The sequence below is a fragment of the Lentzea alba genome (assembly GCF_047445655.1).
GTDB lineage: Bacteria > Actinomycetota > Actinomycetes > Mycobacteriales > Pseudonocardiaceae > Lentzea > Lentzea alba_A.
Genome location: NZ_JAJAEG010000004.1, coordinates 358,954 through 378,811 on the forward strand (window position 1 = coordinate 358,954; position 19,858 = coordinate 378,811).

Here is a 19,858-nt window from a genome sequence, read left to right on the forward strand (position 1 = left end):
GGCCCGCCGGTTGTTCGCCGGCGGGCCACGCTCTTACTGCGGTGGTACGTGGAATCCGCGCTCGATGCTGCCGGACTCCAGGCCGTTCGGCGTGCGGCTCGACACCGTCACGTAGAACGACTGGCTGGACGTCACGGTGTGGGTGAAGCGCGCCTTGCCGTCCTCACCGACCGGCAGGACCTGGGGTGTGCCGCCCCAGTGGAAGTTCAGCAGCACCTCGTGCGAGCCGGGCAGGTTCGGCGTCACGACGAACTCGATCGGCTGGTTCGGACGCGCGGTCACCGGACCGCCCTCCGGGTACTGCGGGCTCGTCAGGGTGGGCGGGAACGCCTTGACCCGGAACGAGTACGACCGCCTTTCGGTCTCCACGCCGCTCGCGGTCACACCGAACACGCTCAGGTAGTAGTAGCCCGGTCTCGTGGGCGTCCACTGGACCTGTGCGTCCGTGGTGGTCTGCTCCGGACCGTCGTTCCACCTGTACTTGTAGGTGACGATCGGCAGCTGCGACGTGAACTTGAACGTGCCGGTGAGGCCCGGTGCGCCGGTCTCCCCGTACTCCGGGTACTCGGCGCTGGTCACGTTCGGCGCGGGTGCCTCGGCGAGGAAGCTGCTCTCACCCCAGCCGGACCGGATGCCCTTGGCGTTGACACTCGCCACCAGAACGGGGAAGTCGCCCTTCTGCTCCGGCGTGTACTCGAACGTCAACGACCCGTCAGCGTCGGCGGGCACCTGCTTCTCGGGCTCGTCGGCGATCTTGTACACGTAGGACACGACGTTCTCGCGGTTCGGTGTGACCGTGAACGTGCGCTTCAGGCCGATGGGCCCCCACCACGGCTCGACGTCGATCCAGGGCTGCGCCTGGTTGACGAAGAGCGTGTTGTCCGTGACACCCGACTTGACCCCGGTGCCGTTGACCGTCCAGAGCTTGAACTCGTGCCGGTCCTGGCCCGGTTCGGGGAACACGAACGTCGTGCGCGCCTTGCCGTCCTCACCGACGGGCAGGCTCTGCTCCGGGCCCGCGTCGAGCTGGTAGACGAACCGCGTGGCGCCGTCCTGGTTGGCCGTGAACTCGATCTCGCGCGGTTCGCCGATCTCGAAGTACGGGTGGGTCATGTACGGCGCGGTCGTGCGCACCCAGTACCGGTAGTCCATGGCCGGTGACACGTGGCCGGCCTTGTCGATGCCGCGGACGGAGATGTACATCGGACCGTCGCTCGTCGGCGTGACCGCGATGGTCGCCTTGCCGCCCGGTGCGTCGGCGTCGACCCGGCCGTAGACCCCGATTCCGTCGTACGCGAATGCGATGATGTCCTTGTCGCCCTTGGCGTCGAACGTGAAGTCACCCGGCAGGCCTTCGCCACCGTCACCGGGTGGGCCTGCGTTCTCCCGGTAGGTCGTCGACGAGATCGCCGGCGCGGTGGCCGGCGGGGTCAGGTCGGCGGTGAACTGGCAGGGCGCGGACCACTCGGAGTTGGCGGTGCCGTCCTCACCGCGCGCGGCGAACGCGTAGGTGCCGCCGTCCTGGACCATGCCCGCGGGGAACCAGCTGCTGATGTAACCGCCGCCGGCCCAGATCAGTCCGCTCTCCACCCGCTGCTCCGGCGCGTTCACCGGCCAGAACGCGAGCCGTCCCTCCAGCCCGTACACGCCGTCCGCGTCGTGCGCGATCGCCGTGACCTGCGGCTGCCGGTCGTAGAAGTAGATCGGCGTGCCGTCGCACTTCTGGTTCGCGATCGTCAGGTCGGTCGGAGTGCCCGGCGGCGTGTTGAACGAGGCCGTGATGGACGCGGCCGGGTCGTAGGTGCGGCCGTACTCCGTCTTGCCCTGGAAGCGCTCCTCGATGCGCAGCACGAAGGTGATCTCGGTCTTGCCTCGTTCGAGCGCCTTCTTGATGGGCTCGGCGACGTTCCACCCGAGCCACGGCGAGATGCAGTCCTCGTTGGGGAACTGCTCGACCTTCGTGATCTCCCACGGCTGGTGCGCCCAGGTGATCTTTTCCTGCGGCTTCACGACCCACAACTGCGTGGCACGCGGCTTGGTGCAGTCGTTCGCGGCCTTCTCCGGCGTGCGCAGCGAGGCCGTGAACAGCTGCGTGCCCTTGAACCGGGAGATGTCGAACGTGAAGTACGACTTGCCGATGTGGTGCTTGTCGTCCCTCCAAGCGCCGACGCGCGCATCACCTGTCGTGATCGACCTGTGCGGCTGCTTGGAGTCGGTGGTGACCCATGTGGACGGGGTCACCGTGGCCCAGCTGGGTGGCTGGGCGGCGTTCGCGGTGCCCGGAGCCACCACGAGGCCAACGGTGAGCGCAGCGACCAGTGCCCCGGCGCTACGCCAGGGTCTTCCCGAGGTTCTCATGTTCCCCCTAGAAACGAACCGTTCGGCGGATCGTGTCACCCGACGAACGCTTCTGTCCGGGGTTTTTGTTGAGTTCAGGCGAACAGCTCGGCGGCAGGGCGCACTTTCACGGTTCCGCCGGGGTGGACGGCGCGGCTGAGGATCCGGTTGTGCCTCGCGACGACCTGCTCGGCGGTCAGCCCGGCCTCGGGGTCGTCGGTGGTCGAATGGCCGTCCTCCACCAGGATCACGTCGAAACCGCGGCTGACGGCCGCGCGGGCGGTCGCGTCGACGCAGTAGTCGGTGCCGACACCGGTCAGCACGATGGTGTCGACGCCGTCGAGCGCCGCTGCGAGGTCGCTGCGGTAGAAGCCGTCCGTGGCGGTCTTCTGGATCACTGTGTCCTCTGGCCGGAGGTTCAGGCTTTGGCAGAGCCGCGTGCCGGGTGCGTCGGGTGCGAAGTGCGGTCCGCCGATCTGTTGCAGCGCGATGACCGGCACGCCGTTCTCGCGTGCTCGGTTTGCGAGGTCTCTGATCCGGTCCGCGAGTTCCGGCCCCTGCCAGACGACCGGCATGAGCACCTCTTGCATGTCGACGATCACCAAGGCCGCCTTCACGGGTTCCACGCTATCGCTTCGTTTCGCGGCGGGCACGGCGTCCGCTAGGGCAGGATGGCCGGTGGTACAACATCAACATTGGGGGTTCTGTGAAAGAACGATTGTTGTCCTCACGGCCGTTTTAGCAGCTCTTGGGATCGCTCCCACGGCCAACGCTGCCCGTCCGACCTCGTTGGTCGTGCTGGGCGACTCCTACGCGTCCGGCACCGGGGCGGGCGCCTATCAAGACGGAACCGCCGGCAACTGCTGGCGCAGCAACAACTCCTACGGCGAACAGGTGGCCGCCCGCCTGCGCGCCCAGGGCAGGCTCGCCTCGTTCACGAACGTCAGCTGCAGCGGCGCCGCCACCGCCGACCTGTCGCGCCCGTTCAAGGACCGCCCGGCCCAGCTCGACGCCCTGCGCAAGGACACCTCGCTGGTGCTCCTGAGCATCGGCACGAACGACATCGACTACGCGGCCTACGGCGGCACCTGCATCCAGGCCGACTGCACCGGCGCGCCGACCGAAGCGATCTTGGCGCGGTTGCCCCAGATGGGCCGCAACGTCACCGCGTTGCTGGGCGAGATCAGCAAGCGCAGCCCGTACGCCCGCATCGTGCTCGTGGGTTACGGCCGCCAGGTGTCCACTTCGGACAACCCTCCCGGCGCGACGCTCGACCCGGTCTGCGGCGACGGCATCCTGACCACCGCGGAACGCCGCGAGGGCAACAAGGTCGCCGACGCCCTGGACGCCACCCTCAGGTCCGCGGTCCGCTCGTCCTACCCGCGCGCGATCTTCACCAGCCCGTTCGACCGGCCCGAGACCTTCGCGGGTCACGCGCTTTGTGAGGCTGGGACGCCGTTCCTGCGCGGGTTCGACGCGCTGGCGCCGGGGCAGGAGGGGCCGGAAGCCGTGTTCCACCCGAACCAGCAGGGTCAGGCGGCGCTGGCCACGCTCGTGAGGGTCTGAGTCAACTGCGGGCGGAACGCTCTACAGGGGTTCGAGATAGAGCGTTCCGCCTGCCTGCAGTGCTTTCTGGACCAGCACTTCGTTGGCTGCCTGCATGGCCGTGGCGTCTTCGGGCGCGTAACGCAGTGCTGCCACCAGGAAGACGAGCTCGCTGTCCGGGAGCTCGAGCCTGCTGATCCTGTCACGTAGCAGGGGATAGGCCAGGATCAACCCGAAGTCGCTGTACAACTCGGGACCTTCGCTCTCCAGGTGCCGCAGCGTGGACTCGACGGCGTGGTCGGGCAGAAGCACGTTGCACCACGGGTGCGGCGAGTCCCACAGCCCGGCCGCCCTGATCACGGGTTCACCGGCCGCGAGCCGGTTCACGAAGTCCCAGTAGCTCGTGACCTGCGTGTCGGACTCCTCGAACCGCAGCCCGTCGAGGCTGGCGCTCGTGAAGCTGACGGCCTCCAGCTCCCTGACGCGCTGCCCGTCGCGGATCTTGAGCTGACCCTCCACGTAGTCGAACGAGCCGGCCCGGACCAGAAGGCGTTGGTCGGCAACGAGCTCCGAGGTCGTGCCGTAGTGGAGCCGGTGCCACTGCACGGTTTCCGGCGCCGGGACCAGTCGCAGCATGGCTGTGACGATGATGCCGTTGCGGCCCCGGCCGCCCAGCACCGCGTCGAACACCTCGCGGTTGTGGTCGGGCGTGCAGGTGACGAGGCTGCCGGTCGGGGTGACGACGTCGAGAGCGAGAACGTTGTCGGTCTGGGCGCCGTGGTGGTGGCTGGCGCCGCCCAGGCCGCCGACCGACAGCGTGCCGCCGACGGTGAGTTCGAGGTAGTCGGTGAGCACGGGTGGGGTCAGGCCGCGGGGGAGGGTTGCGCGGAGGACCTCGCTCCAGCGTGCGCCCGCGTCGACGGTCACGTGGCCGGGGCGGATCTCGTGGACGGTGTTCAGGACGGTCATGTCGACGACCACGCCGTCGCGGGCCTGGGCCTGGCCCGCGGTCGAATGGCCGGCGCCGCGGGGCACGACCAGGGCGTTCGCCGCCATCACCGCGCTGATCTCGGCGGCGTCGGACGGGCGCAGAACCGCGGCCGGGCGGTGTGGACCAGGTCGCCGTAGTCCTGATCGGCCCAGTCCAGGGTGGCCTCGTCGGTGTGGAGGGGCATGGTTGTCACGTTGCCAGAGGAAGCGACCGTCCTGGCGATGGACACCGCCGGGCCGGGCGAGGATCGTGCAACACGTGGAGCAGGTCGTCGAAGTGACCGACTTGGACGCGGCACACGAGGTCTTGAGCGCGGCCTATGCCCGGATACGCATCGCCAGCGGGCGCGATCGGTCGCTGATGACGATGACCTCGCGGATGCTCGGGCATGTCCGGTTCGACCGGATCAGCGGGCGCATCGGGTTCGAAGCCACCGGGGAACCGTTGCGCAACTACGTGTTCGGGTACCTGGAGTCGGGGCTGCTCCGGCACAGTTCGGACGGCGAGGACCGGTTCTCGAGGCCGGGAGACGTGTTCCTGAGCGCGCCGCCCGACCGGCCGTTCGCGGCGGCGATCGACGACCCCGAGGCGTCGATGGTCGTGCTGAGCCAGGCGGTGCTCGACGAGGTCGCTGACGGCGTGAGCTTCGCCGGATGCCGTCCTCTCTCGCTTGTTCACGCCGCCGCGTGGCGCTCGATGTGTGTGCACTTGCGCAACGAGGTGCTTCCGGTGTTCGAGGACTCACCGCTGGTGGTGGCGAACGCGACACGTCTGCTCGTGGCCACGACTTTGGCCACTTTCCCGACCAACGCGCTCAACGAGACGTGCGTGGATCGGCGTGATGCACACCCGTGCACCGTGCGGCGTGCAGTGGCGTTCATTGAGAACAACGCCGCGAAGGACATCACCGCCGCCGACATCGCGAACGCCGCACGAGTGTCCATCCGCGCGATACAACTGGCCTTCCGCCGCCACCTCGACATGACCCCGATGTCCTACCTCCGACGCGTGCGCCTCTCATGCGCAGACGCCGACCTACGGGCGGCAAACGGCTCAGTCACCGCGATCGCCGCCCGTTGGGGCTACGCCCGTCCGAGTGTCTTCGCGGCCCACTACCGCGCTGCCTACGGTGTCTCGCCTTCGCAGACCCTGCGGTCAGGCTGAGGCACTTCGCTTTCCCGGTCGCCCCTTCGCTTCCGCTGCTATCGCGCCCTGCCGCGGTGCGGTGAAGTGGTGTCCCATTTCTCCCGATGTGAGGTCCGATGACCGCTTGTGAGATCAGCCCGTTCGCCGTGCGGACACAGCGCTCGGGCACGCGTTTCGTGGCCACCTGCCGAGGCGAGATGGACGTGACCACGTGCGACCTGTTCTTGGCCGCCGTGCTCCCCGGCATCACCGACACCGCCACCCGCCGCGTGTCGATCGACCTGGCCGAGGTGACCTTCCTGTCCGCGAGCGGCCTGCGCAGCCTGCTGCTCCTGTTGTGCGCCGCGCACCACAACGGCAAGTCGTTCGACCTGCGCCGCACGCAGCCTTCCGTGCGGCGGGTGCTCGACCTGTTCGGCTTCGACCAGTTCCGCGGCACGCTCGGTTGAGCCTCAGAACTCGATCAACGGAATCGGGCCGAACGTCTCGGCGGGCAGCCGGGTCATCCGTCCGTCTTCGACGACGGTCCAGCCCAGCCAACGCCACGCACCCTTGGTGGCGCCGAGGATTTCGTTCGTCGACCGGTCGTAGACGGCGATCTCGTTTCTGTTGGGAGCGAGGAAGGTCGGTCCGCCCGGTCCTCCCGTCGCCGCGTCCCAGATCCGGACGGTGTTGTCGTCGCCAGTGGTGAGAACACGGGTGCCGTCCGGAGACCACGAGACGTTCAGAACCCAGTCGGTGTGCCCGACGAGATTGTGGATCTCCTCTCCTGTCGTGGCGTTCCAGATGCGGGCGGTCTGATCGTCGCTGCCGGTGATCACCCTGGTGCCGTCCGGGGACCAGGCCGCGGCCGACACCGAGCCGACGTGCCCGGTGAGTTCGTGGATCGGCTCGCCGGTGGCCGCGTCGCAGATGGTGGGATGACCTTCGATGGCACCAGTGATCACGCGGCTGTTGTCCGGCGACAACACGGGCAGGAAGTAGGAGCCGAACGGACGATCGACGAACTCTCCGGTGGAGATCGTCCACAGCCGGATGCTGTTTCGTTCGGTGACCGTGAGAACGCGCGTTCCGTCCGGCACCCAAGCGACCGCCTTCACCGGCTGCGCATCGCAGCTGAGTTGAAGAACGGGTTCGCCCGTGGTGGTGTTCCAGATGTAGGCCGTGCCGTCCTGGCTACCGGTGATGACCATGGAACCGTCCGGGGACCAGGCGACGTCGTTGACGGCCCCCTCGTGGCCGGTGAGGTGAAGGACAGTTTCCGCGGTGGCGACGTCCCAGATGCGCGCGGTGTCGTCGTAACCGCCGGTGATGACCTTGGATGCGTCCGGTGACCAGGCAACGGATCTGACGGGCCTGAGGTGGCCGGCGAGGCGCATCGCCGGCTCTCCGGATGTGGTGTTCCACATGCGTGCGGTGTTGCCTTCGCTGCTCATGAGGAGGTGCGTACCGTCCGGCGACCAGTCGACGGCCTGCCTCGCCAAGTAGTTGAACTCGGGCGCCAGGGTCTGGTCGGCTTCGCCGCTGGAGTGCCAGATCTGGGCGTGCGAGCCACTGCAGACAACGACGCGCGAACCGTCGGGCGACCACGCGAGGGCCTGGCTTCTGCGGTCCTCGTCGAGTCGCATGACGAGTTGCTTGGAGTCGGCGTTCCACACGGCCGCGCTGTCGGTGTCACTTCCGGTCAAGAAGTGGGTGCTGTCCGGCGACCACGCAACCACATCGACAGCGCCTGACAGATCAGAAACACAGTGAACGAGTGCGCCCGACATGGCGTCCCAGACGTACGCGGTGTGGTCGCCACCGCCGCCAGTGACAATCCGGCTTCCGTCCGGGGACCACGCCACTGTGCGGGTTGAGCCGTCGCCGTGACCGACGAGCCGGAGGATGCGGTCGCCGGTGGTGGCATCATGGATGTCAGTCGCTCCGTCTTCCGCGTCGGCCCGCGCGAGGACAAGACGGGTGCTGTCGGGCGACCACGCGACGGCGATCACGATGCCGTCTCCGGGGTTGAGCAATCGGGTCGTGCGGCCGGTCGTGGTGCTCCAGATTCGAGCGGTGCCGTCGTCGCTTCCAGTGAGAACGTGCGTGCCATCCGGTGACCAGGCGACGGACTGGACCCAGTCCGTGTGGCCGGTGAGCAGGTGGGTCGTCTCCCCGGTGACCGTGTTCCAGACGCGCGCCGTTTGATCATCGCTGCTGGTGACGATGCGTGTTCCGTCGGGAGACCAGCTCACGGCCCGTACCCAGTCGGTGTGACCGATGAAGGTGTGAACGAGCTCGCCGGTGGTGGCGTCCCAGAGGCCTGCCGTGCCATCGCTGCTCGCGGTGGCGATGTGGCTGCCGTCGGGTGACCACGCTGTTCCGCAGATCGTGCTGGCGTTCGCGGTGAAGTGACCGACGCGGGGGTGCGGGAACTGCCCGGGATCCGCGTGAGGTGCGACGAGCAGCCCCGGACGAGGGTCCGGTGACGGCGTGCAGTTGAGCACCTGGGTTCGGTGCAACGAGGCGCCGCCCAGGACATCGCCGTCGACGCGGCATTCGCGCAGGATCACGCCTGCGGCTCGTGTCTCCTGCCACGAGCTCCCGGTCAGGGTGGAGGAGTGGAACTCGGCGGAAGCCAGGTCGGCCCCGGTGAAGTCGGCATGTGCCAGATCGGTCTTGGCGAACGACGTGTGGCGCAGGTCGGCTCCGGCGAAGTTCGCTCGAGCCAGCAGGAGCGACACGTCTCGATCTTCAGCGCCGAACTCCCAGTCACGCAGGTCCGCCCCTGCCAGCTGCACGCCGACCAGCGACTGGTGCGGATGTCCGTGTCGTTCCGCGTGCAGCGCATAGGCGAGTGCGAGCTCGGAGACTTCCGGCTCGTAACTGGAAGCGATGAGCCGCAGGGAGTTCAGCGCCGCTGCACGGTGCTTGTCGGGTGCCGAAGCGACGGACTGGGCGAGGAACCCGAGCGTTTCGAGGTTCGGCACCGCCATTGCGAGCGCCTCAAAGTTCGCTGACGGCGAGCTGAGTGCGCGGAAGAGGTACTGGGCCAGGAAGTACTCGAAGAGCGACCGGTGAGCGAACTGGAACTCGTCACCTTCGCGCTTGAGGAACGTCGCCGTGCGGAAGTCGGCCTTCCACAGCTCGGGCATCTGCTGGCCGTAGTGCCGGCGCAGATCCGGCCGGTGCTCGAGGACTTCGAGCAGCCACTCGTCGACCTCGGCCGGGCTCCAGGCGTTCTGGCCGGAGCGCCACAACGCGGCGGCGATCTCCTCCATCAGCAGGCGTTTGTGGTCCGGGGTGAGGGTGTGTTTGCCGGCGTCGCGAGAGATCCAGCGGTCGACGACCTCGGAGTAGATGTTGACGGAGTAGACGGTGCGGCCTTCGAGCGTGGCCTGTTCGATGAAGTCCAGCTGGTCGGCGATCAGACGCAACGTGATGGGGCGGCGGGCCAGATCGGGCAGGTCGTGGACGGCCGCGATGGTTTCCAGGAAGCCGTCGACTCGGGCCTGGTCGCAGTCGAGGTTCGCGATCAGGTACTCGCGCACCTGGTCGTCGCGGAACGGGCGCATGAGCAGCGCGAGGTAGTCGTCGGCGCGCAGGCCCGCGCGGGTCTCGCCGGTGAAGTACGTGACCTCGTCGCGGATGGTGCGGAAGTACTGCGTGCGGCAGGTCAGCAGCATCTTCGAGCCGCCGTCCTCGTCGAGCGCCCGCCACAGCTGCCGGGTGAACAGCGTCTGGTCGTGCGGGCTGAGGTGGACCAGCACCTCGTCCAGGCCGTCGAAGACGATCACGGCCTCGCCGCGGTCGACGTGCTCGCGGACGACGCGGGCGTTGAGGCGTTCCTTCGACACGTTCGCCGGCCGGGTCATGTCGAGCACGCCGTCGAGGATCTCGTCGAGCGTCATGGCGGTGCGCAGCTCGGGGATGCGGACCTCGCGCAGGTCGAACAGGATCGGCAACGGGACGCCGGCGTCCTTCTTGCGCAGCTGCAGGAGGCGCTGGGAGAACAGCTTCGCCGTGGTGGTCTTGCCCATGCCGACGTCGCCGAGCAACGCGCAGAGCCGCGCCGCCCCCGGCTGGTCGTCCATCACCCAGTCGACCAGCCGCTCGACCGCACGCAGCGGCGGACCGTCCGCGGCGGCGGACCGTCCGCGGCGGCGGGGCGGTTGAGCTGGGACTCCTGGAACGACGTCTCCGTCGCCTCGGAGTGGACGATGTGCTTGCTCTCGTCGCGTCCACGCTTGTGCGCGACCTTGACCGCCCAGTCCTCCAACGGCTTGGCGGCGCTGAGCTGGTCAGGCGGGTTCAGCGCCCGCCGGATCGAACTCTCCAGATCGTCTACGTAGTACCTGCGGTTCTTGGGTGCCAGCTCTTCCCACGGCTCGTTGGCGCGGCGCACGTCGTGCCGTTGCAACGGATGCAGGTTGACGTGCTGGCCGGACGGCAGCGCACCGAACGCGAAGGCGATCACCCGTCCCTGACTCAGGCCGCGACGCCGCTCGTCGGCGTCGTTGAGGTAGGCAGGGCTGATCAGCGCCACGCGGATGTCGGCCTCCGCGCTCAACCGGTCGAGCGTGTCCTCGACGTGCTCGCCCAGGCCGACCGAGTCGGAATGGTGCACGTCCCAATGGCGTTCGGTGTCGAGCGCCAACGCTGTCCTGAGCTGCTCCAGCAGTTCTTTGACCTTGCGCGCCGCGGTCTGGTTGGGCGCGCAGAAGCTCACGTACACGCGAGTCCGGCGAGACGCCCCGATCTCGGCGACCTCCGGCTCGACCGTGATGTCAGTACGCCCAGAGGCTTTGTCCGTGAACGACGCGATGCTCTGCTCGACCACGTCACCGCCGCTGAACCAGCCGTGATCGTCATCGACCTCCAGCTTGAGATCGACCCCGGCGCCGTCCGCGGTCACGTTGACGCGCGACAGGAAGTCCTGGAAGTCGTTGGCGTTGCCGAAGTCGCACTGCTCCAACGCCGGCCGCAGCACGAACCGCCCGGCGTCGTCGACCAGGTCGCGGATGGTCCGCAGGCGCACCAGCTGCGTCGCGCTCAACGACGGCCGCAGCACCTCGATCCGGTCGGTGATCTCGTTGCGCAGCAGCGGAGACGTCACGGCACGATTATGCAGTGGCGCTGCGCACTACTTGATGAACCCGCCTTGTGTGGGGAACAACCGTGTCGCCGCAACGACCTCGTCAATAGGTTCCACCCAGATGACGAGGAGGTCTGTCGTGCCAGCACATGCTTCGCTCGCCCTGGCCCTGGTGGCAACGCTGATGTCACCCGCCCATGATTCGGTCGCGGTCCCCGGAGCCGAACACCAGCAGGTCGCCCACCTCACCGACCTGACCACCACCGGCACAGCGCTCTCCGGCCACACCGACCCCGCCGACTGGGCGGGCCTGACGAGCGCCGCCCTGCCGTTGCCCGGCGCCGTCCCCGGCCTCCAGATCGACGGCTACTTCCCGGACACCTCGTCGACGAACACCAACCACGGCTGGCAACACGACTCGCAGTTCGTGCTGCGCCTGCCCGACCGCTGGAACGGTGGCCTGGTGGTGACCGGCTCACCGGGCGTGCGAGAGCAGTACGCCAACGACCGCGCGATCTCCGACTGGGTCCTGTCCCGCGGCTACGCCTTCGCCGCCACCGACAAGGGCAACACCGGCGTGCAGTTCTACCGCGACGGCCGCGCCATCGAGGAGTGGAACCACCGCTTCACCCAGCTCACACTGGCCGCTAAGTCCGTTGTCGCGCAACACTACGGCCGCCTGCCCCGGCGCACGATCGCGACCGGCATCTCCAACGGCGGCTACCTCGTCCGCTGGCAGCTGGAGAACCGGGCCTTCCTGTACGACGGCGGCGTCGACTGGGAAGGTACTTTGTGGACGGTCGCCGGCCCGCACCTCCTGACGTTCCTGCCTGCGGTTCTGCGCGCTTACCCGGCCTATCTGGCTGGTGATCCTGCGGCGCACGCGCAGCTGGTCGCGGCTGGTTTTCCTGCTGGGACGGAATTTCTGTGGGACTACCACTACCGCTACTACTGGGATCTCACGCAGCGGATCTACCGGGAGGAGCTCGATCCCGGGTTCGACGGGGCGTTGGAGGGTGGGGTGCCGTTCTGCGCCTCGGGAACACCTTTGTGCGATGCGGACTACTCGTACGTCGAGCGCCGTCGCGTCGCTGGGCCGGCGGTGTCGCGGATCGCGTTGACGGGCAAGGTGAAGCGGCCGCTGCTGACGGTGCACGGGACGTACGACGTGTTGCTGCCGATCAGCCAGGATTCCGACGTGTACGCGGGTATGACGCCGGATCGGTTGCACCGGTACTACCGCGTTGAGCAGGGTACTCACGTTGACGGGCTGGTTGACGCGTACCCGGATCGGTTGCGGCCGCTGGCACCGTGCCATCGCGCGGCGTTCGTGGCGCTGGAGCGCTGGCTGGATGGGGTGGCGCCGCCGAAGTCCGCGACCTTGCCGCGGCCGGCTGATGTCGCCACCTGTCCGCTGTCGTGATCCAATCGGGGACGTGGCCACCATCGAGTACGTGCTGGGCGACATCACCGAGCAGCAGGTCGACGTGATCGTGAACGCTGCCAACTCCTCCCTGCTCGGCGGAGGCGGCGTGGACGGCGCGATCCACCGCAAGGGCGGCCCGGAGATCCTCGCGGAGTGCCGGAAGCTGCGGGCCGGCCACTACGGCGGCGGACTCAAGACCGGGCAGGCCGTGGCGACCACGGCCGGCCGGCTGCCCGCGCGGTGGGTCGTGCACACGGTCGGCCCGGTGTGGTCGGCGACGGAGGACCGTTCAGAGCTCCTCGCCGACTGCCACCGCAACTCGCTCCGCATCGCTGCGGAGCTCGGGGCAGCGAGCGTGGCGTTCCCTGCGATCTCGACCGGCATCTACCGGTGGCCGGTGGAGTCGGCGGCGGAGATCGCACGGGCGGCGGTGGCAGACGCACCGGTGGAACTGGTGCGGTTCGTGCTGTTCGACAGGGCGGCGTACGAGGCGTACGCGCGCCCGTAGCCCCACGTCATCGCGCCACCGTGCTTTCCCTGACCTGCAACGAGAACGGCGTCTCCACGTCCTCCCGCCCAGGCCCGGACCCGACCTGGCGGTGCAGCAGGTCCACCGCGCGGCGGGCGATCGCGGCCTTGTCCGGAGCGATCGAGGTCAGCGAGGGGGAGCTGTAGACGCTTTCCTCGTTGTTGTCGAAGCCGACGACGGCGAGATCGGAAGGCACGCGCACGAAACGTTCGGCGGCGGCGCGCATGGCGCCGATGGCCAGCAGGTCGTTGAAGCAGAACACGGCGTCGGGCGGCTCTCGCAGGTCCAGCAACGCTTTCATGGCGGCGGCACCGTCCGCGCGGTGGTAGTTCAAGGCGGGGACGACCAGTGAGGGCACGAACGGCAGGTCCGCTTCGGCGAGGGCGGCGCGGTAGCCCTCCAGGCGCAGGGCCGCGGTACCGCGCTGCGGGTGGGCGCCGATCGCGGCGATCCGGGTGCGGCCCAACGAGATCAGGTGACGGACGGCGGCTTTGGAGGCGGCCACGTTGTCGATGCCCACGCGGGAGATCGGTACGTCCACGGCGTGCTCGCCCAGGATCACGGCGGGCACCGACAGCTGGAAGTCCTCCACCTCCAGCGCTTCCGGGCTCAGGATCGCGGCGTCGACGAGGTGCGGGCCGAGGGAGGCCAGGGCTGAGCGTTCGCCGGACAGGGTGCCGAAGGTTTGCTCGATGAGCACGTTCCACTCGTGTTCCTGGGCGGCGGCGATCACCAGGCCGGCCAGTTCGGCGAAGTACGGGATGGAGAGTTCGGGGAGCACCAGGGCGATGAAGCCCGTGCGGCCGCGGCGGAGGTTGCGGGCGCCCAGGTTGGGGCGGTAGCCGGTGGCCTCCAGGGCCTCTTCCACGCGGCGGCGGTTGTCGGGTTTTACGAACGAGTAGCCGTTGACCACGTTCGACACGGTTTTCACCGAGACGCCCGCCAGCCGGGCGACGTCCTTGAGCGTGGCCAACGCAGCCTCCTGACAGTCTCAACCGGAACTGGTACCGGGAAAAGTACCGGGAAGTCTCGGTCTTTACATCGTTGGAACAACGATGCAAATCTAGCGGTGAGAGCGCGACCACGCACAGCCCGTGTAGGAGCCAACGATGTCTCGCATCCTGCTCATCGCCGTTGCCGCCCTGCTTGTCACCGGCTGCACCAGCAGAGAGAGCCAACAGACCACCTCCAGTGGCGGGCCTGCCGCGAGTGCCGCGCAGCAGCAGAACGCCGGTCCAGGCTGTCCGCGCAGCAAGACCGGATACCCGCAGGTCGACCTCAAGGGCGCCAAGGTCGGGTTCTCGCAGTCGGAGAAGGAAACGAACCCGTTCCGCATCGCCGAGACGCAGTCGATCGAGGACGAAGCTGCCAAGAGAGGCGTGGAGCTGCTGGTCACGAACGCGCAGAGCGACCTGAACAAGCAGATCAGCGACATCAAGTCGTTGCTGGACCGCGGGGCGAAGCTGTTGATCGTGGCGCCGCTGAACTCCGACGGGTTGCAGCCCGCGTTCGACGCGGCCAAGGCCAAGCAGGTGCCGGTCGTCACGATCGACCGCAAGGTGACCTCGCAGCCCTGCCCGGACTACCTGACGTTCATCGGCAGTGACTTCGTCGAACAGGGCAAGCGGGCCGCCCAGCAGATGATCAAAGCGACCGGTGGCAGCGGCAAGGTCGCGATCCTGCTGGGTGCGTCGGGCAACAACGTCACGGTCGACCGCACCAAGGGTTTCAAGGACGGGATCGCCAACAGCGGGCTGCAGGTGGTGGCCGAGCAGACCGGCGAGTTCGACCGCTCCAAGGGGCAGGCCGTGATGGAACAGCTCATCCAGAGCAACCCGGACATCACCGCCGTCTACGCCGAGAACGACGAGATGGGCCTGGGCGCTGTTATCGCTCTCAAAGCCGCCGGCAAGACGCCGGGCAAGGACGTCAAGATCGTGTCCGTCGACGGCACGCGCAGCGCCGTGCAGCTCGTCGCGGACGGCAGCTACACCGCGGTGATCGAGTCCAACCCGCGGTTCGGGCCGCTCGCGTTCGACACGCTGGAGAAGTTCGCGAAGGGCGACGAGATCCCGCAGAACATCGTGATCTCCGACGACGAGTACGACAGCACCAACGCCCAGCAGAAGCTCGGCAATGCGTACTGACCCGGTCATCGAGGTCGCCGGCGTCATGAAGACCTTCGCCGGTGTCCGAGCGCTTGACGACGTGGACTTCACGCTCGAACGCGGCGAGATCCACGCGCTGGTCGGTGAGAACGGCGCCGGCAAGTCGACCCTGATCAAGGTGCTGACCGGCATCCACACCCCCGACACCGGCCGGATCTCCAGGAACGGCCGCATCTCCACGATCTACCAGGAGGTCAACCTCGTCCCGCTGATGAGCGTGGCCGCCAACCTGTTCCTGGGCAGGGAGCCGCGCAACCGGCTCGGCCTGATCGACCGCGCACGCCGCGACACCGAAGCCGCCGAACTGCTGCAGAGCTACGGCATCACGGCGGACGTGAGCAGTCCACTCGGGACACTCGCGGTCGGCGAACAGCAGATGGTCGCTCTGGCCAGGGCGGTCGAGGCGGACGCGGACGTCGTGATCATGGACGAACCCACGTCGTCACTCGAACCGCGCGAGGTCGAGACGCTGCTGGAGGTCGTCCGCAAGCTCCACAAGGCAGGCATCGCGATCATCTACGTCAGCCACCGGATGGACGAGCTGTACCGGATCTGCGACCGCGTCACGGTCCTGCGGGACGGGCGAAACGTTCACACGGGTCCCCTGAAAGAACTTCCGCGCATCGAGCTGGTCTCGTTGATGCTCGGTCGCAGTGTGAACGAGATCGAGGAACACGGCACCACGGCGTTCGGCGAAGATCACCACGCGGGCAAGGAACCGGTCCTGGAGGCGCTCGACCTGACCAGCAAACCCCGCATCGACGGCATCGACGTCATGATCCGGCCGGGCGAGGTCGTGGGCCTCGCCGGGCTGCTCGGCTCTGGCCGCACCGAGACCGCGAAAGCGATCATCGGCGCGCTCCCGCTCGATCACGGCACCGTGCTCGTAGCGGGAAAACCCGTGCCGCGCAACGTGAAAGCGTCCACGAGAGCGGGCATCAGCATGCTCGCGGAGGATCGCAAGACGGAGGGGATCATCCCGAATCTCTCGGTGCGCGAGAACATCGTGCTGGCTGCGTTGCCGCGCCTGAGCCGGTTCGGTGTGACCAGCAGGGCGAAGCAGGACCGGATCGTCGACACGTTCATCAAACGGCTGCGCATCAAGGTCTCCAGCCCGGAGCAGAAGGTCGCGGAGCTGTCCGGCGGCAACCAGCAGAAGGTGCTGCTGGCCAGATGGCTGTGCACCGAACCCAAGATCCTGCTCCTCGACGAACCCACCCGCGGCATCGATGTCGGCGCCAAAGCAGAGGTGCAGGCGTTGATCGACGAACTCGCGCGGGAAGGCCTGGCGGTGCTGCTGATCAGCTCCGAGCTGGACGAGCTGCTCGACGGCGCGGACCGGCTCGTGGTGCTGCGGGACGGGGCGGTCGCGGGTGAGCTGGAGGGAGCCCAGCTCACCCGTGAGCACGTGCTCGGCGCGATCGCGGCGGAGGTGATGGATGACGCTGACAGCCACTAGAACGCGCTGGTTGCAGGACAACGGTGTCTACGTCGCCGTCGTCGCACTGCTGCTGTTCAACGCCGTGTTCACGGCCAACTTCCTGACGCTGGGCAACTTCCGCACCCAGCTCGTCCAGGCCGCGCCGGTCCTGATCGTCGCCCTCGGCATGGCGCTGGTGATCGGGACCGAAGGTGTGGACCTGAGCGTCGGCGCGGTGATGGCGCTCGCGGCAGCGATCATCCCGCTCTACCTGGGCGCCGGACCGCTGATGGCGATCCTGATGGCGCTCACCATCGGCCTGGCTGCAGGAGCGTTCAACGGCTTCCTGGTCGCCGAAGTGGGCATCCAACCCATCGTCGCGACACTCGCCCTCCTGGTAGGTGGCAGGGGTCTGGCGCTGGTCATCGCGGACGGCCAGCTCGTGCAGCTGCACGACCCGGCGTTCCTGGCGCTCGGCACCGACGACGTCCTCGGCATCCCGATCAGTGTTCTCGCGGCGGTGTTGCTAGCGATAACAGTCGCCGGCCTCACGAACCGCACGACGTTCGGCCGCCAGCTCGTCGCGATCGGAGGCAACCGCAGGGCGGCGACCTTGGCAGGTCTGCCGGTCAACCGGGTGCTGATCGGCGTCTACGCGATCTGCGGCGTGCTCGCGGCGATCGCCGGCGTGCTGGCCACCTCCAGGCTCGCCGCCAGCGACCCGGCCGACATGGGCCTGCTCGTGGAACTGTCCGCGATCACCGCCGTGGTCGTGGGCGGAACCCCGCTCACCGGTGGCAAGGTGCGCGTGCTCGGCACGGTCATGGGCGTGGTGCTCATGCAGCTCGTCCGGGCCACGCTGATCAAGCACAACCTGCCGGACTCCATCGCGCAGATGATCCAGGCCGCGATCATCGTCGCCGCCGTGTACGTGGCACGGGAGCGCCGATGATCACTCAGGTCAGGGCAACGAGAACGAAGGCCTTGCAGCGACAGGGTTCCGCGGTGGCGCTCATCCTGATGGTGGCGGTGTCATGGGTGGTCTTCCCGCGGTTCGGCAGCCTGGACAACCTGCGCGACCTGGCGCTGCAGGGCTCGTTCCTCGCGGTGATCGCGCTCGGCATGACGTTCGTGATCATCACCGGTGGCATCGACCTGTCCGTCGGCTCGCTCTACGCCCTCGGCGGCGTGCTCGCGGCCTGGGGCTCGCAACACGGGTTCCTGGTAGCGCTAACACTGCCGTTGCTGGTGTGCGGCGCGATCGGGCTCGTCAACGGCCTGCTGATCGCCCGCACGAACATGGCGCCGTTCATCGTCACGCTGGCGTCCCTGTTGTTCGCGCGTGGATTCCTGCTGGCCATCACGGATGAGGGCGCTAACACCTACCAGATCGCACCGGACTCGGCGTTCGTCGAGCTGGGCCGCGGCACGGTGTTCGGCTTCGGCTACCCGATCTTCATCGCGGCGGTGCTGGCTGTCCTGGGTGGACTGATCCTGAACCGGACCACCTTCGGCCAGAACGTGTTCGCGACCGGTGGCGCCGAGCAGTCCGCCGTCCTGCTCGGTGTGCCCGTCGCCAAGACCAAGGTCCTCGTCTACACCATGAGCGGCACGCTGGCCGGCCTCGCGGGCGCCCTGACCGCGGCCTACCTGCAGTCCGGCGTCACCGTCATCGGCGTGGGCACCGAGCTCGACGCCATCGCGGTCGTGGTCATCGGCGGCACCCTGCTGACCGGTGGAATGGGAACGATCCTCGGCACCGTGATCGGCGTCGGCCTCATCAAGGTCATCCAGAACGTCATCAACCAGATCGGCACGCTCGACAGCAACTACCAGTCCGTGGTGAGCGGTGTCTTCCTGCTCATCGTCGTCGTCCTGCAACGAATACTCCGACGGTAGAGAGGGGCATCATGACCGGGACCTGGCCGGATCATGTCTCGTCCTCCAAGGTGGCGACGCCAGACCCGAACGACGTCACCCGAACGTGTGTTCGATATCCTTGTGGTCGTGTTGGCCCGATACCGCTACCGGATCGAACCCACGGAGGTTCAGCGCGCGATGTTGGCGCGCACGTTCGGTTGCACCCGCGTCGTCTACAACGACGCCGTGCGATGCCGGATGGAGGCCTTCCGGACTGGGGAGAGGTTGTCGCCCACCGAGGTGCAGCGTCGGGTCATCACGGCAGCGAAGACGACCGAATCTCGGGCATGGCTGTGCGAGGTCGCTTCAGTCGCACTCGTGCAGTCGGTGCGGGATGCCCACCGGGCATTCTCGAACCATGTCGATTCACTGCGGGGCAAGCGGAAGGGTGCTCGGCTTGGCAAGCCGAGATTCAAGTCCCGCAAGGACACCCGACAGTCGTTCCGGTTGACCCGCAACGGGTTCGCCTTGAGGGCGAGTGGTCGCCTCGCACTCGCGAAGATCGGCGAGGTTCGGGTGCGCTGGTCACGGAGCCTGCCGTCCGAGCCGTCGTCGGTCACTGTCATCCGCGAGCCGGACGGGCACTACTACGTGAGCTTCGTCGTCGAGGTCGCACCGGCACCGCTGCCCCCGACGGGGCGGGAGGCGGGTGTCGATCTGGGGATCGCCAGGTTGGCGACGATCGCGGTGTCCGACGGCTCGCGCCAGGACGTGGCCAACCCACGCCACCTCGCCGGAAAGCTGCGCAAACTGGCGCGTCTGAGCCGAGAACAATCCCGTCGGGTGAAAGGCAGCAGCAACAGGGAGAAGTCGCGGCGCAAGGTCGCCACGCAGCACGGCAAAGTGGCTCGCACTCGGCGGGATCATCACCACAAGCAGGCCCTCAGGTTGATCAGCGAGAACCAAGCGATCTACATCGAGGACCTCTACGTCGTGGGGATGGTGGCCAACCGCAGGTTGGCGCGCGTCATCGTGGACGCCGCGTGGGTCCAGTTCGTTCGATTGCTGGACCAGAAGGCCGTGAACCACGGCCGCGTTGTGAAGAGGGTTTCGCGCTGGCTGCCGAGCTCCAAGACCTGCTCGGCCTGTGGACATGTCGTGGACGCGATGCCTCTGCGGATTCGCGATTGGGTGTGTCCGGACTGCCGCACAACGCACGATCGCGACTACAACGCTGCTCAGAACATTCTCGCCGCCGGGCGGGCGGAGAGGCTAAACGCCTGTGGAGCCGGTGTCAGTCCTTCCTTCGGGGAGGCAGTCGGTGAGGAAGCAGGAAGCACCTCAGGCGTGGCATGACCG

At 67.8% G+C, this 19,858-nt stretch carries 16 protein-coding genes; 10 read left to right on the plus strand and 6 right to left on the minus strand.

All coding sequences use genetic code 11. The features are described 5' to 3' along the window. Positions 1-33: 33 nt before the first annotated feature. Both LFM09_RS09370 and LFM09_RS09375 read right to left on the minus strand, forming a co-directional pair. Entirely contained in the window at positions 34-2,292 is a 2,259-nt protein-coding gene (locus tag LFM09_RS09370) for a hypothetical protein (RefSeq protein ID WP_414095928.1), read from the minus strand. 140 nt (positions 2,293-2,432) lie between these two features. After that, positions 2,433-2,954 (minus strand): isochorismatase family cysteine hydrolase, encoded by a 522-nt coding sequence (locus tag LFM09_RS09375; RefSeq protein WP_414095929.1) that lies wholly within the window; start codon positions 2,952-2,954, stop codon positions 2,433-2,435. Between the two features lie 178 nt (positions 2,955-3,132). On the opposite strand from LFM09_RS09375, the gene LFM09_RS09380 reads away from it, so the two are divergent. Further along, positions 3,133-3,903: an SGNH/GDSL hydrolase family protein gene (locus LFM09_RS09380; RefSeq protein ID WP_414095930.1), complete on the plus strand. Its 771-nt coding sequence runs from the start codon at positions 3,133-3,135 to the stop codon at positions 3,901-3,903. A gap of 21 nt (positions 3,904-3,924) precedes the next feature. Here the strand turns inward: LFM09_RS09380 and LFM09_RS09385 are convergent, their stop codons facing one another. Beyond that, positions 3,925-4,938, minus strand: coding sequence for an FAD-binding protein (locus tag LFM09_RS09385; protein ID WP_414095931.1), 1,014 nt, complete (start codon positions 4,936-4,938; stop codon positions 3,925-3,927). Between the two features lie 193 nt (positions 4,939-5,131). Between LFM09_RS09385 and LFM09_RS09390 the strand changes: the two genes are divergently transcribed. Together LFM09_RS09390 and LFM09_RS09395 are read left to right on the plus strand one after the other, a co-directional pair. Further along, positions 5,132-6,037, plus strand: a complete 906-nt coding sequence (locus LFM09_RS09390) for a helix-turn-helix transcriptional regulator (protein WP_414095932.1) — start codon at positions 5,132-5,134, stop codon at positions 6,035-6,037. Between the two features lie 98 nt (positions 6,038-6,135). Beyond that, entirely contained in the window at positions 6,136-6,468 is a 333-nt protein-coding gene (locus LFM09_RS09395; RefSeq protein ID WP_414095933.1) for an STAS domain-containing protein, read from the plus strand. Between the two features lie 3 nt (positions 6,469-6,471). Here the strand turns inward: LFM09_RS09395 and LFM09_RS09400 are convergent, their stop codons facing one another. Then, positions 6,472-10,095, minus strand: a complete 3,624-nt coding sequence (locus LFM09_RS09400; protein WP_414095934.1) for an eIF2A-related protein — start codon at positions 10,093-10,095, stop codon at positions 6,472-6,474. Next, complete coding sequence (locus LFM09_RS09405) at positions 10,095-11,117, minus strand: hypothetical protein (protein ID WP_414095935.1); 1,023 nt, start codon at positions 11,115-11,117, stop codon at positions 10,095-10,097. Before LFM09_RS09405 ends, LFM09_RS09400 begins: the two co-directional genes overlap by 1 nt. Positions 11,118-11,280: 163 nt before the next feature. Here LFM09_RS09405 and LFM09_RS09410 point away from each other — a divergent pair, with 163 nt between their 5' ends. Together LFM09_RS09410 and LFM09_RS09415 are read left to right on the plus strand one after the other, a co-directional pair. Next, the gene (locus LFM09_RS09410; protein ID WP_414095983.1) at positions 11,281-12,519 is read left to right on the plus strand and encodes a tannase/feruloyl esterase family alpha/beta hydrolase; all 1,239 of its coding nucleotides are present in this window, start codon (positions 11,281-11,283) and stop codon (positions 12,517-12,519) included. A gap of 13 nt (positions 12,520-12,532) precedes the next feature. Further along, the gene (locus tag LFM09_RS09415) at positions 12,533-13,030 is read left to right on the plus strand and encodes an O-acetyl-ADP-ribose deacetylase (protein WP_414095936.1); all 498 of its coding nucleotides are present in this window, start codon (positions 12,533-12,535) and stop codon (positions 13,028-13,030) included. Between the two features lie 7 nt (positions 13,031-13,037). Here LFM09_RS09415 and LFM09_RS09420 read toward each other — a convergent pair whose 3' ends face one another. After that, complete coding sequence (locus LFM09_RS09420; protein ID WP_414095937.1) at positions 13,038-14,024, minus strand: LacI family DNA-binding transcriptional regulator; 987 nt, start codon at positions 14,022-14,024, stop codon at positions 13,038-13,040. A 136-nt stretch (positions 14,025-14,160) separates the two neighbouring features. Here LFM09_RS09420 and LFM09_RS09425 point away from each other — a divergent pair, with 136 nt between their 5' ends. The 5 genes from LFM09_RS09425 to LFM09_RS09445 all read left to right on the plus strand — a co-directional run bounded on the left by LFM09_RS09425 (position 14,161) and on the right by LFM09_RS09445 (position 19,855). Further along, entirely contained in the window at positions 14,161-15,198 is a 1,038-nt protein-coding gene (locus LFM09_RS09425) for an ABC transporter substrate-binding protein (RefSeq protein WP_414095938.1), read from the plus strand. After that, positions 15,188-16,678 (plus strand): sugar ABC transporter ATP-binding protein, encoded by a 1,491-nt coding sequence (locus LFM09_RS09430; RefSeq protein WP_414095939.1) that lies wholly within the window; start codon positions 15,188-15,190, stop codon positions 16,676-16,678. The genes LFM09_RS09425 and LFM09_RS09430 overlap by 11 nt, the downstream gene beginning before the upstream one ends. Then, positions 16,659-17,591: an ABC transporter permease gene (locus LFM09_RS09435; RefSeq protein WP_414095940.1), complete on the plus strand. Its 933-nt coding sequence runs from the start codon at positions 16,659-16,661 to the stop codon at positions 17,589-17,591. The genes LFM09_RS09430 and LFM09_RS09435 overlap by 20 nt, the downstream gene beginning before the upstream one ends. Further along, entirely contained in the window at positions 17,588-18,538 is a 951-nt protein-coding gene (locus LFM09_RS09440; protein WP_414095941.1) for an ABC transporter permease, read from the plus strand. Before LFM09_RS09435 ends, LFM09_RS09440 begins: the two co-directional genes overlap by 4 nt. Before the next feature lie 108 nt (positions 18,539-18,646). Then, on the plus strand, positions 18,647-19,855 hold the full coding sequence (locus LFM09_RS09445; protein ID WP_414095942.1) for an RNA-guided endonuclease InsQ/TnpB family protein: 1,209 nt from the start codon (positions 18,647-18,649) through the stop codon (positions 19,853-19,855). The last annotated feature ends 3 nt before the right edge of the window (positions 19,856-19,858 follow it).

What these genes read in the sequence shown, in the direction of transcription:
- LFM09_RS09385 (WP_414095931.1), bottom strand. Translation starts at nt 4,938, where the DNA reads ATGGCGGCGAACGCCCTGGTCGTGCCCCGCGGCGCCGGCCATTCGACC.
- LFM09_RS09395 (WP_414095933.1), top strand. Translation starts at nt 6,136, where the DNA reads ATGACCGCTTGTGAGATCAGCCCGTTCGCCGTGCGGACACAGCGCTCG.
- LFM09_RS09400 (WP_414095934.1), bottom strand. Translation starts at nt 10,095, where the DNA reads ATGGACGACCAGCCGGGGGCGGCGCGGCTCTGCGCGTTGCTCGGCGAC.
- LFM09_RS09410 (WP_414095983.1), top strand. Translation starts at nt 11,281, where the DNA reads ATGTCACCCGCCCATGATTCGGTCGCGGTCCCCGGAGCCGAACACCAG.
- LFM09_RS09425 (WP_414095938.1), top strand. Translation starts at nt 14,161, where the DNA reads ATGTCTCGCATCCTGCTCATCGCCGTTGCCGCCCTGCTTGTCACCGGC.
- LFM09_RS09430 (WP_414095939.1), top strand. Translation starts at nt 15,188, where the DNA reads ATGCGTACTGACCCGGTCATCGAGGTCGCCGGCGTCATGAAGACCTTC.
- LFM09_RS09435 (WP_414095940.1), top strand. Translation starts at nt 16,659, where the DNA reads ATGACGCTGACAGCCACTAGAACGCGCTGGTTGCAGGACAACGGTGTC.
- LFM09_RS09440 (WP_414095941.1), top strand. Translation starts at nt 17,588, where the DNA reads ATGATCACTCAGGTCAGGGCAACGAGAACGAAGGCCTTGCAGCGACAG.